This window comes from Brevibacterium sp. LE-L (genome assembly GCF_050214925.1).
In the GTDB taxonomy this organism is placed as follows: domain Bacteria; phylum Actinomycetota; class Actinomycetes; order Actinomycetales; family Brevibacteriaceae; genus Brevibacterium.
Genome location: NZ_CP189759.1, coordinates 90,230 through 101,899 on the forward strand (window position 1 = coordinate 90,230; position 11,670 = coordinate 101,899).

Here is an 11,670-nt window from a genome sequence, read left to right on the forward strand (position 1 = left end):
TGCCTGACACCCAACGGGGTGGGGCACGGTCGGTCAGGGCCCGAAGGCCGCGGACTCAGTCCGCGGCCTTCTCGCGTTCCTGCTTCTTCCGACGCAGCGTATCGCGGACCTCACGCAGCTTGTCGCGCTTGCGTCTGCGTCCCGCCTCGGCGGCTCTGATCTGCTCCGGGGTCGGTTCGTGATCGCCCATCCCGACCTGCAGCTCCACGGGGGTGACCTCTCGGAGGACCCCCGCGTCGATCTTCGTGCGCAGCCGCAGGACCTCGAGGCGGAGGATGCGGGCCAGGAAGTAGATGCCGAGCAGGTTGGGGAAGGCCATGAGGAAGAAGATCGCGTCGGAGAATGCGATGACCGAGTCCAGCGACATCGAGGCGCCGATGATGACGGCGACGATCCAGAAGATCTGATACGCCTTGTCGGCCTTCTTCGAGTTGCCGGTGAGGTACCCCAGGGCCTGCTGGCCGTAGTAGCCGTAAGCGAGGATCGTCGAGAACGCGAAGAGCACGACGGCGATGGTGAGCAGGATCGGGAACCAGCTCGACACCGTGCCGAAGGCCTCGGCCGTCAGGCCGATGCCGTCCTCGGTGCTTTCGCTGTAGAGGCCGGTGGTGATGATCGCCAGAGAGGTCAGGGTGCAGATGATGACGGAGTCGATGAGCGGCTCCCACATCGCCACGAAGCCTTCGGTCGCCGGCTTCGTCGTCTTCGAGGCTGCGTGCGCCATACCGGCCGAGCCGATGCCCGCGGCATTGGAGAACAGGGCCCGCTGGATGCCGACGATGGCTACGCCCACTGCGCCGCCCGCGACGCCGCTGGGGCTGAAGGCACCGGTGACCATGAGGACGAAGGCGTGCGGGATCTGACCGGCGTTGAGGACGAGGATGACGATGACGGACACGAAGTAGAGGATCGCCATGAGTGGAGTCAGCTTCGAGGTCCACTGGCCGATCTTCTTGATCCCGCCGAGGATGACCAGGGCGGTGAGTGCGGCGATGATCGCGCCGATGAGCCAGAGTTTGTCGGCGAAGAAGCTCGAATCGCCGCCGGTGGCCTGGACGAGGATCGCGGCGGCCTGGTTCGCCTGGAAGAGGTTGCCGGCGCCGATGACGCCGAGCACAGCGGTCAGGGCATAGAACACGGCGAGGAACTTGCCGAGCTTGGGTCGGCCGATCTCGGCCATGCCTGCCCGCAGGTAGTACATGGGACCGCCGGAGACGCTGCCGTCGTCGTTGATCTGCCGGTACTTCACACCGAGCGTGGCTTCGGCCATCTTCACGGTCATCGCGAAGAAGCCGAAGATGATGATCCACAGGGCGGCACCGGGCCCGCCGATCGTGATCGCCACGGCCACACCGGCGATGTTGCCCAGTCCCACGGTGCCTGAGAGTTCGGTGGCCAGGGCCTGGAAGCTCGAGACCTCACCCGGGTCGGTCTTGCGGGTGAACCGGCCGCGGATGATGCCGATGGAGTAGCGCAGACCGGTGATCGGCTGGAAGCGCAGGTAGACGGTGAGGAAGACGGCAGCGGCCATGAGCCACACGACGATGAGCGGGATGCCGAGATCGCCGATCTCCAGCTCGAAGAAGACGATGTTGCTGAAGGTCTGTGCCGCGGGCCCGAGGAAGGATTCGATGGCCTCATCGACTCCGGCGGCGTTGAGGTCCACCGCGGGGGCGGAATGGGCGAGATGTTCAGTTATGGAAGTCATACCTGCGGGCGCGAGATTGCGTTTCGTCCGGAGGGTTGGTCCGGGACCGGCACCCGTGATCAACCTAACAACCGAAGAGGAGACTGTCAGCTTTCGCCCAGGAAAAGCGGTCAGCTCACAGGGTTCTCACAATTCGCTTCTTCATGAAGATGGCAGGGCTTGCGCCGGACGACGCGGATTCAGGGTCGCTCAGCGACGAGGAACGCGACGAACGAATGCGCCAGGGCCCGGCCGGTCCTTTTGAGTTCCTCGTCGTGGTCGGCGACCTCGGCGATGATCGAATCCTCGGTCTTCCCTGCCGGCAGCGCGAGATCGTCTCCGTCGAGCCAGCGGGTGATCTGACCGGCATCGGTCTCCGGGTGGAACTGCGTGCCCCAGGCGAATTCGCCGAGGCGGAAGGCTTGGACCGGGGCGTCCGATCCGGTGACGAGGAGTTCCGCACCGTCGGGCAGTGCCATCTCCTCCTGGTGGAAGAGCACGGCCGGCAACCGACTCTCGGACAGTGACCCGAACACGGGGTCCGATTTCCCCGCCGAGGTGGCCGCAAGTTCGTAGATCCCGATCTGCGGGTGCGCCCGCCGAGTGATGGGGGCACGACCGGCGACGGCGAGCATCTCCCCGCCGAGGCAGATGTTCAGACTCGGGAACTCCCCGCCGATCGAGCGCTCCAGCAGTCGCCTGACCTCGGGGAACCACGGGTTCTCAGCGTCTTCGAGCGGTCCGGCGGATCCGCCGAGGACGATGAGGGCATCGAAGGAGCCGACCGCGGGGATCACCTCGCCGAGGTACGGCCGGGTCACGACCACCTCGGCGCCGGCGTCTTCCAGCCACCGTCCGAAACGTTCGGGTCCGGTGCCGTGTTCGTGTTCGATGACGAGGATCCTCACAGTGCTCATGGCACCATTGTCACCCACTCAGCACGGGCGAGGATCGGCTCAGTTCGCGATCGCCGCCGTGTCTGCGTGTCCGATCGCGGCCGTGTCGGCGACGACCTTCTTGCGCAGAGAGAGGAAGAACAGGACGAGGCTGACGGACAGCGCGATGTGGCCGAGTCCCGCGATGCCGGCGATCATAGCGTTGGATTCTTCGCCGAGGACGGTCAGCGATCCGTGCCAGACCATCATGCCCGCGGTGAGCACGACGCCGATGTTGTAGGTGACGAAGAACCATGAGAAGAGCTTCGATCCCGACAGACCGAACACCTTGTCCAGGGCGAGGACGATGAGGAGGACGATGAACCCGAGTGTGAGCAGGTGAGTGTGGACGACGGCGAGCTGGGTGAACTCGCCTTCGGGGAAGTCGTTGGCCTTGGTGAACTCGCGGTAGAACAGTCCGGCGAGGACTCCGATGATCATGTACGTGAATGCTGCGTTGAATATCTTCTTCATGCTTCCACTTCATCAATTCGCGGGCGCGGTTTCCTGACCCGCAGGATTGAACTCGGAATCCAACTTTCGATTGATGTTTGTCCTCACACCCTCTCGACGCTCGAATCGGCGCATCGCAGGGCATCCGTCGGGTTAGCCTGAGCGCATGGCTATGGAGAACGTATTCTCGAAGATCGATCGCATCGCCGGAGGCAGCAAGGCGGGCATCGTCGTGGCGCCCGAGGGCCTCGAGCAGCCGAAGACGAAACGCGCCTTCTCCTGGATCACCTGGCTGCTCGCGTTCGAGCTCGCCCTCGGCTTCGGTGCCGTGGTCTATGCGATCATCATCGCCCGTGCCGGCGAGCCGGTGCCCTTCGCCGTGTGGATGCGCACCGTCGTCGTCCTCGGCATGACCGCGACGCTGTTCTACTTCTTCTGGCGAGCGACGAAGGGCCTCTACTGGGGCTATCAGCGGCTGCGCCTGTTCACGCAGATCTTCCCCGTCATCACCCTCGTCATGGCCGCGATCCCCGGCCTCTATCCGGTGTGGATGATCACCGAGCAGATCGTGTTCAGCCTCGTCATGATCGGCGTCGGCGACTTCCTCACCGGCGATCACCTGCGCGAGGTGTTCCGCAGACCCGAGGACTGATCGCCGAGGCGGCCGCCACCTGACAGATCAGCCCGCCACGAGGCGGTGCGCTTCCTGCCGATGTGCGGCGATGAGGGCCGCTTTGTCGAGTTCGACCCCGTCGGCGCCGATGGCGTTGCCGTCGATGACTCGCCACCGGCCGTCGACCATCACCCGGTCGGCCTTCTCCGCTCCGCAGAGGACGAGCGCGGGGATCGGGTCGTGAGATCCGGAGAACGCCAGCCCGTCGAGGCGGAACATCGCGAGATCGGCCCGCCTGCCCACCTCGATGGTCCCGATGTCTCCGCGACCGAGCGCAGCAGCCGAGCCCTTCGTCGCCCAGTCGAGGGCCCGGTCGCAGGTGACCGCCTCGGTGCCGTAGCGCAGACGTTGGACGTAGAGGGCCTGCCGGACTTCGCGGATGAGGTTCGAGGCATCGTTCGAGGCGGATCCGTCGACGCCGAGGCCGACGTTGACGCCGGCGTCTTCGAGTTCGACGGCGCGGGCGATGCCCGAGGCCAGGCGCATGTTCGAGGTCGGGCAGTGGGCGACGGAAGCCCCGGCGGCGCCGAGGCGGCGGATCTCCTCCTCGTCGAAGTGCACTCCGTGGGCCAGCCAGGCCCGATCGCCGAGCCAGCCCACGGATTCGAGGTAGTCGACGGTGCGCATGCCGAAGGTCTCGCGGCAGAAGTCCTCTTCGTCGATGGTCTCGGCCAGATGGGTGTGGAGGCGGACGTCGAGTTCGGCGGCCAGAGTCGCGGACTCGCGCATGAGTTCGGTGGTCACGGAGAACGGGGAGCAGGGGGCGAAGGCGATCTGGATCTGCGCTCCGTCGCCGCGTTCGTGGTAGCTCTCGACGAGGCGGCGGGAGTCGGCGAGGATCACCTCGGCGTCTTGGACGGTCTGCTGCGGCGGCAGTCCGCCGTCCTTCTCCCCCCGTGACATCGAGCCGCGGGTGAGCATGGCGCGCATGCCGAGCCTGCGGACGACGTCGACTTGGACGTCGATGGCGTCGTCCATGCCCGTCGGGAACAGGTAGTGGTGGTCGGCGGCGGTCGTGCATCCGGATTCGAGGAGCTCTGCCATGGCCACGGTCGTGGCGAGTTCGAGGGCGCGCGGGGTCAGCCGGGCCCACACCGGATAGAGGTTCTGCAGCCATCCGAAGAGGGGCAGATCCGCCACGGGCGCCCAGGCGCGGGTCAGCGTTTGGTAGAAGTGGTGGTGGGTGTTGATGAGCCCGGGTGTGATGACGTGTGCGGAGGCGTCGATGACCTCGCCGCGGAAGCCAGCCGCATCGCTGGGCTCACCACCGCTCGGCTCCCCACCGGCGGGCACGAGTTCGACGATGGTGCCCGTGGACCGGTCGATGACGATGCCGCGGGCCGCTCGATCAGGATCGACACCGGCACCGAGGTGGACGGCCAAGGGATCGCGCAGCCACAGTCGCGCTGTCGGGTCTCCGGTGTGGCCACCGGCGTTCGCGCGCTCGCTGCCTGTCATGTCGTGTGTCATATCGCCTGTCATGTCGTCGCCTTTCGGAGCTCGAAGCTCGGCCTGCGGTTCTCACTGCATGGCCCGTGATGAGTGACGACAACGCTGGGGGTCGACGCCACCAGCTCAGGTTTTCCGGCGTCTGCTGCTCCGCCGTCCGATGTCTCGGCCCTCCGATCTCTCGATCACTGGCCCGCAGATACCGATCTCACGGTTCATCTGCGCCGTCCGAACCCACGATCAGACGCATCAGCGCTGTGACCCGATCGTGCAGAGAGTCCGAACGACCCGGCTGTGCGGACCGTTCGACTCGCCTGTACGATGATCCGGAGCCACCGAACTGAGCGAACGATCAGTAGGTTGCCGTTTGACGAATACACCGACGAGCGAGACTCTAGCATGTGCCGCACGTCACGAAAACGTATTGCGCGTCGAATGGTATTCCTTTAGAGTTTTGCGATAAGGAAATCTTGTTTCGCACTTCGGAATTCTGAAACCGATTCCTCGGTCACAGTGGAGCTCCACACCGACCTTGCCGTCCAGAAACTGGAATACCAATCGGTTCGGCGCGGGGCGGAGCAGTAAGCGTTCGAGGACAACTCAACGGAGAGATAGATGTCGGTATCCCAACACTCACCTAAGAATGGCCGCGCATCGGCGGCCAAATCCCAGTCGCATCGTCCCGAGGACGAACGGCTTCCGGTCGGCAGCTCCTTCGCCTACGGCCTGCAGCATGTGCTGACCATGTACGGCGGAATCATCGCTGTTCCGCTCATCATCGGAAACGCCGCCGGCCTCGATGGCAACGGCATCAGCGTGCTCATCGCTTCGTGCCTGTTCATGGGCGGTCTGGCGACGATCCTGCAGTCGGTGGGCGTGCCCTTCTTCGGCTCCCAGCTGCCGCTGGTCCAGGGCGTTTCGTTCGCCGGTGTGGCCACGATGACGTCGATCCTCGCGGGTGGCGACGGTCTGCCCGCGGTGTTCGGTTCGGTCCTGGTCGCCTCGGTGATCGGCCTCGTCGTCGCACCCGCCTTCGCGCTCATCGTGAAGTTCTTCCCGCCGGTGGTGACCGGCACGGTCATCACGACGATCGGTCTGTCGCTCATGCCCGTGGCCGCGGGCTGGGCGATGGGCGGTGACGCGGAGGCCGCCGATTACGGCAGCATGCGCAATATCCTCATCGCAGTGGTCACCTTGGCCATCGTGCTCGTCCTCAGCCGCATCCCGGTGGCGATGGTCTCGCGCCTGTCGATCCTGTTGGCGATCGTTCTCGGCACCATCGGCTGCCTCATCTTCGGGTGGGCCGACTTCTCACACGTGCTCGATCGCGGAATCTTTGCCTTCCCGCAGCCTTTCGCGTTTGGTATGCCAACATTTTCGGCCGCCGCGATCATCTCGATGTTCATCGTCGTCATCGTCACGTTCGCCGAGACGACCGCGGATATCATCGCGGTCGGCGAGATCGTGCGGACCAAGGTCGACTCGAAGCGCATCGCCTCGGGTCTGCGTGCCGACATGCTGTCTTCGGCGGTGTCGCCGGTCTTCAACTCCTTCACTCAGTCGGCGTTCGCTCAGAATGTCGGGCTGGTGGCGATCACCGGTGTGAAGTCGCGTTTCGTGGTCACCGCCGGTGGTGCCATCCTCGTCATCCTCGGCCTGTTGCCGGTGATGGGCGGAGTTGTCGCGGCGGTGCCGACCCCGGTGCTCGGCGGCGCTGGCATCGTCCTCTTCGGCACGGTCGCCGCTTCAGGCATCCGCACTCTCGCGAAGGTCGATTATGAGGGCAACCTCAATATGATCATCGTCGCAGTGTCCCTGGCCTTCGGAATCATCCCGGTCGTCGAGCCCGATTTCTACACTTCCTTCCCCTCGTGGGTCGGCATCATCCTGCACTCGGGAATCTCCTCGGCGACGCTCATGGCGGTGCTGCTCAACCTCGTCTTCAACCACATCGGTGTGAAGTCGAAGGATCGAACGGATCGGTCGGTCTTCGTGGCGGGCACCGGACGGGTCATCCGCCAGGAGGAGCTGCAGCGGCTGATCGACAACGAGGCCATCCTCACCGAGGGCGACACCGTCAAGGACGGCAAGATCGTCGATTGCAACGGTGAAGAGATTCCGGTCGTCACCGATGCACAGCACGAGAAGGTCATCGAGGCGGCGAAGAAGGGCGAGGTCAAGACTCAGGATGACGTGCGTCGGCTGATCGAGGAGGAAGACAAGGGCTGATCCCTGTCCCTGCCAGAACCTCGGCGCGGGGTCGGTCGTAACAGCGCGGGGTGGGTCAGAACGGCGGCGGGTTCTCCGGATCCCAGCTCACGGTCCAGATCGACTCCTGCGCTTCCCGTGACCGGCGAGCCTTCGAACTTCGCCGGTCTCCGCCGGCGGTCGCCCCAGTGTCGGTCTCCGAAGCAGTGCCGGTCTCCGAGGTGTAACGCAGGACCGATCCCTCGCCGCCGTCCGTGCGGTCGGCCCACTCATCCCCTGCGCCCGTGCTGAGCGGGCTGTCCATACTGAGCGAGGTGTCCTTGCGCGAGGTGTCCGTGCCGGGCGGGGCGCCCGTGCGCGGGGTATCAGTGCTGGGCGGGGAACCTGTGCGCGCGGTGCAGGCAGAGTCAGCCTCGAACGGGGTGACCCTACCGCCACCCGCCCAGCCACCGAAGCCGGACAGGTCGTCGAAGTCGCACCGGTCCCCTGCTTCGGGGGCGGGCTCTTCGTCGACCGCCAGCCGGTCCGGCAATTGGTCATAGTTCTCCACCTGCCATGCGTGCTCGGCGTTGATCGGGTTATCCGGCGGGTGAATTGTCGTGACGACATCATGAGCGAAGGCATACTCCACGGCCCCAGCTGCGGTCGTGCGGATGGAGAACTTGCGGTCGGTCTTGAGCTGATGATGAGTCCGACACAGTGGGTGGAGATTGTCGAACGTCGTCTGGCCGCCTCGTACGGGATCGTCGTGGTCGAACGGGATGATGTGGTCGATTTCCGAGGTCTCGGCGCGACGGGTGCACCCCGGCACAGAACATGACTGCCACTTCCCGGTCAGCGGAGCGCGGACATCCGCCGGGATGTAGTAGCTCTTCGAGCGCGCGTCGATCGGGGTGCCGGTCGCCGGGTCGGTGAGTATCCGATGCCAGGTGGGACTGTCGCCGGCCAGAGCTTTCGCAGCATCGGCGGGCACGGGAGCACCGTCCGAAAACATTCCCGGAAGCCCCGAGCGGCCGACTGCGGTGAGATAGGGAACCGTCACCATCATCTTCGCCTGCTCACGCACCCATTGTCCGTGGGTGGGCATGGCGAGTTTGATGATCGACCTCACCTCGACGCCGGCTCCTGCCGATTCTTCGGCTTCCTGTGTGGCCGCCCGAGCTGCGCGGTCGACCGCGCCGGCCGAGATGGGGGCTTTGCGGTCGCCGGTCTCGATGGAGTCGAGAGCGACCTCTTTCGTGGAGGTCTCTCCGGTCGTTGTGTCATGAGCTGTCACGGCGATGACCATCTGCGGGGTCGCTCGCGTGGCGATGTCGAACATCAGGGCGGCGATGCTGTCCTGCTCGCCGACATCGATTCCGGACACATCCTGATCGGTGAACGCGGAGATGTTTCCGTTGCGGATGGCGCGCGCGAACGCCTCGATGCGCAGGAAGAAAGCCTGCAGTTCCACGGCAGGGCCCGACAGCATCACCGAAGCGGTTCCGTCGGCGTAGGTCGTGATGTCCACACGACGACGCCTCGCCGCGACTTCGAGACGATCCTCGACCGGAACGAGAGACGCTATCTTGAGGTTCAGGGACTTCCTGAAGGTTTCGATGGTGATGTCGGCGCGACGCTGTCCGAGGTAGGTGTCGAGACGCGGGACGTACTCGAACTCGACGTCCTTCACGGCCCGTGCCGCGACGAGCACATGCTCGATAGTGAACTCTCCGTTGAGGCAGCGGTCGAGGAACTTCGGCAGTCCGAAGACCAGAGTGAGAGCGTTCGTGATCTCGTTGTATGCACCCTCGATCGTCGCGCCGAGGACTGCAGTCAGTTCGGCGACTTCTTCTTTTGCGGCGAATTCGTGCGCCCACGAATTGAACGACCGGTAGAGCTGGAACTTCGGGAAATTCGGAAGCTGCTTCGGCGAGGCAGCCGCGGTGGGCTCGACTTCGGTCGCCTCAGCGTCGTCTGGCTCCGCACCGTCGCTCTCGACGTTTCCGGACCCAGCACTGTCGGACTCGACGTTGCCGACGGCGCTGGGATCGACGCCGTGCGCCTCAGCGTTGTCGGACTCGTCGCTTTCTGGCTCATCACCGTCGGGCTCGGAGGGTGCGTCTTTCGGCTCCCCGTCGCGGGCAGTGATGAAGCGGTCCACCGTCTCGGTGAAGGTGGCGTGGTGGTAGATCTCGCCCTCGGGAGCATAGCGGAGCCGATCGACGACCTCGGCGAGGAAGAGACCGGCGACGGCCTGGAGTTCTGCGATGCGTGCTCCGGTGCTCAGTCGTGCGATGCTCGCAACCACGGCCATGGGCGAGTCAGGGTCGACATCGAGGCGACGCGGTGATTCGGGGCCGACCAGCGGCGGAGGGGAAGACGGGGCCGTTAGGGAAGACGGCTCAATGGAGGAGCCATTGGAGCCTTCGATCGAAGGGTCACTCGAGGACTCGTTCGAAGAATCGTTTGAGGCAGGCTCAAGACCGTCGTTGCTCGGATCCTGGGGATCCTTCATCGGTCTCGCCGCCCTTCACGTCGATGTGAATGCCTTGGCTCTATTCTACTTCAGAACCAGATCAATGAATGTCACAATTCGATTACAAACCGAAGTGATCTATTTTTGATTGCTATTTGCAGACGTTTGTTCGAAGACAAACGGCGCTGAACCCGACACTTCTCGAAAGCGGACACGAGGCTCAGCCCTTGCCCCTTCAGCCGTTGGGTCATGCTCCTGCGGCGTCCTCGCGGCTACTCCAGGAGCAGGCCCGGCAGATCGCCCATCGTTGCGAACGTCTCGGCCGCTCCGACGGCCAGCAGCGTATCGACGCTGTGATGGACCGGCGAATCCGGGCAGAACCCGAGCACACGGGATCCTGCCGCAACACCGGCCATCACTCCGGTGGGCGAATCTTCGATCACGGCAGCCTCGGCGGGGTCGATGCCCAAGGATTCGGCAGCCGCGAGGTAGACGTCGGGGGACGGCTTCGAGTTCGGCTGCTCCATGCCGGAGAAGATCCGGCCGCCGAACGCATCGAAGAGTCCGACCTTCCGCAGCTGAAGTTCGATCTTCGGACGGTCTGCGCCCGATGCGCACGCGATCCTGTTCGGATAGGACTCAGCGAGGCGGTGCACCGTTTCCACGACTCCCGGGATCGCTTGGAGTGAGGCCTCGAGCCCCGCGTTGCGGCGCCGACGGAATTCAGTCATCCACTCATCGTCGATCCGGAATCCGGTGTGTTCCTCGATGATGTCGGCCTCGTCGCGGAGCATCTTCCCGACGAACCGGGCGATGCACTCCTCGGCGGTCAGCTGCCAGCCGAGTTCGACGAGCATGGCATGCAGAACACCGTTGGTGATGCTTTCGGAGTCGACGAGGACCCCATCGCAGTCGAAGAGAACGGCGGAGAATTTCGGGTGAGCTGCCATGGTTCGATTCTGCCATCCGCCACGGACATGAGAACACGGCCCCATGCCGCGCACATGGTCAACCGCAGCGACCCGAGCGACCGGTCCGTCAGGTCACAGCGACCCGATCGATACCGCCGTGTACAGAATGCGCGCGGAGGCGAGCGCGCACACGATGATGACCAGCGCGAACAGAGTCAGCCAGGCACCGGCCGGCAGTCGCGAATCCTGGGCGAGGATATAGGCATCGGACTGCTGCACGCGTCGGCGGCGGGTATGGACGCGGATGATCTTGACGAGGTCCCTGAGCGAACCGACCGTCAGCGCGGTGCCGAGCGCGGCGACGAAGACAGCGATCCATTCGAGCGGCAGGACTACGACGACGAGCTGGGCCGCGATCGCGGTGATCACGGCGATGATCGCACCCGCGAAGTTCCGGATGAAGAGGAGCGCCACGAGCAGAATCAACGCCCCCACCGACAGCGCCAGCGGGGCCCACCCGAAGACCGCCGAGGTGATGAGGACGAGACCGAGAACGCCCGGTGCCGGATATCCCCAGAACCCCGCCCAGGTGGCTGAGAAGCCGACTCGGCCGAAGGAGTTCATCTGCCCCGAATGATCGAAATTCAGCGAGATCCCCTTCACCACGCGTCCGGTGGTGAGGGCGGCAAATGCGTGGCCGAGTTCGTGGACGAAGGTGACGAAAAGACCGAAGAAGCGCCAGATGCCCGGGGTCAGCGTCACGAGGAGGGGCAGTCCGATGACGAGGACGAGCCCGACCACGTCGAGCTCGAGTCCGTCCTGGCGCCCGAATCCCGAGGTGATCGCGTCCCACCACGTCGCCGTTGCCTGCTTGAAGTCCATAGCGGCTCAGTCTA

9 protein-coding genes are annotated in these 11,670 nt (G+C 64.7%); 2 read left to right on the plus strand and 7 right to left on the minus strand.

The window, feature by feature from the left end; genetic code table 11:
• Positions 1-55: 55 nt before the first annotated feature.
• From ACQE2J_RS00410 to ACQE2J_RS00420, 3 genes are all read right to left on the minus strand, one after another.
• Positions 56-1,708: an alanine/glycine:cation symporter family protein gene (locus tag ACQE2J_RS00410; RefSeq protein ID WP_135537623.1), complete on the minus strand. Its 1,653-nt coding sequence runs from the start codon at positions 1,706-1,708 to the stop codon at positions 56-58.
• A gap of 179 nt (positions 1,709-1,887) precedes the next feature.
• The gene (locus ACQE2J_RS00415; RefSeq protein WP_135537624.1) at positions 1,888-2,604 is read right to left on the minus strand and encodes a type 1 glutamine amidotransferase; all 717 of its coding nucleotides are present in this window, start codon (positions 2,602-2,604) and stop codon (positions 1,888-1,890) included.
• 39 nt (positions 2,605-2,643) lie between these two features.
• Positions 2,644-3,096 (minus strand): DUF2871 domain-containing protein, encoded by a 453-nt coding sequence (locus ACQE2J_RS00420; RefSeq protein ID WP_135537625.1) that lies wholly within the window; start codon positions 3,094-3,096, stop codon positions 2,644-2,646.
• Between the two features lie 145 nt (positions 3,097-3,241).
• Between ACQE2J_RS00420 and ACQE2J_RS00425 the strand changes: the two genes are divergently transcribed.
• Positions 3,242-3,727 (plus strand): hypothetical protein, encoded by a 486-nt coding sequence (locus ACQE2J_RS00425; protein WP_135537626.1) that lies wholly within the window; start codon positions 3,242-3,244, stop codon positions 3,725-3,727.
• Positions 3,728-3,754: 27 nt separating this feature from the next.
• Here ACQE2J_RS00425 and ACQE2J_RS00430 read toward each other — a convergent pair whose 3' ends face one another.
• Positions 3,755-5,206: an 8-oxoguanine deaminase gene (locus ACQE2J_RS00430; RefSeq protein ID WP_135537627.1), complete on the minus strand. Its 1,452-nt coding sequence runs from the start codon at positions 5,204-5,206 to the stop codon at positions 3,755-3,757.
• Positions 5,207-5,812: 606 nt separating this feature from the next.
• Here ACQE2J_RS00430 and ACQE2J_RS00435 point away from each other — a divergent pair.
• Positions 5,813-7,426, plus strand: a complete 1,614-nt coding sequence (locus tag ACQE2J_RS00435; protein ID WP_135537628.1) for a nucleobase:cation symporter-2 family protein — start codon at positions 5,813-5,815, stop codon at positions 7,424-7,426.
• A gap of 55 nt (positions 7,427-7,481) precedes the next feature.
• On the opposite strand, the gene ACQE2J_RS00440 is transcribed toward ACQE2J_RS00435, so the two are convergent.
• From ACQE2J_RS00440 to ACQE2J_RS00450, 3 genes are all read right to left on the minus strand, one after another.
• Complete coding sequence (locus ACQE2J_RS00440; protein WP_167854331.1) at positions 7,482-9,701, minus strand: HNH endonuclease signature motif containing protein; 2,220 nt, start codon at positions 9,699-9,701, stop codon at positions 7,482-7,484.
• 434 nt (positions 9,702-10,135) lie between these two features.
• Positions 10,136-10,813: an HAD family hydrolase gene (locus ACQE2J_RS00445; protein WP_135537630.1), complete on the minus strand. Its 678-nt coding sequence runs from the start codon at positions 10,811-10,813 to the stop codon at positions 10,136-10,138.
• Between the two features lie 93 nt (positions 10,814-10,906).
• Positions 10,907-11,656: a M50 family metallopeptidase gene (locus tag ACQE2J_RS00450; RefSeq protein WP_135537631.1), complete on the minus strand. Its 750-nt coding sequence runs from the start codon at positions 11,654-11,656 to the stop codon at positions 10,907-10,909.
• Between the last annotated feature and the right edge of the window lie 14 nt (positions 11,657-11,670).

Excerpts from the sequence above, each read along its gene's own strand:
- ACQE2J_RS00440 (WP_167854331.1), bottom strand. The coding sequence starts at position 9,701 with ATGGCCGTGGTTGCGAGCATCGCACGACTGAGCACCGGAGCACGCATC.
- ACQE2J_RS00415 (WP_135537624.1), bottom strand. The coding sequence starts at position 2,604 with ATGAGCACTGTGAGGATCCTCGTCATCGAACACGAACACGGCACCGGA.
- ACQE2J_RS00425 (WP_135537626.1), top strand. The coding sequence starts at position 3,242 with ATGGCTATGGAGAACGTATTCTCGAAGATCGATCGCATCGCCGGAGGC.
- ACQE2J_RS00410 (WP_135537623.1), bottom strand. The coding sequence starts at position 1,708 with ATGACTTCCATAACTGAACATCTCGCCCATTCCGCCCCCGCGGTGGAC.
- ACQE2J_RS00420 (WP_135537625.1), bottom strand. The coding sequence starts at position 3,096 with ATGAAGAAGATATTCAACGCAGCATTCACGTACATGATCATCGGAGTC.
- ACQE2J_RS00435 (WP_135537628.1), top strand. The coding sequence starts at position 5,813 with ATGTCGGTATCCCAACACTCACCTAAGAATGGCCGCGCATCGGCGGCC.
- ACQE2J_RS00445 (WP_135537630.1), bottom strand. The coding sequence starts at position 10,813 with ATGGCAGCTCACCCGAAATTCTCCGCCGTTCTCTTCGACTGCGATGGG.
- ACQE2J_RS00430 (WP_135537627.1), bottom strand. The coding sequence starts at position 5,206 with ATGACAGGCAGCGAGCGCGCGAACGCCGGTGGCCACACCGGAGACCCG.
- ACQE2J_RS00450 (WP_135537631.1), bottom strand. The coding sequence starts at position 11,656 with ATGGACTTCAAGCAGGCAACGGCGACGTGGTGGGACGCGATCACCTCG.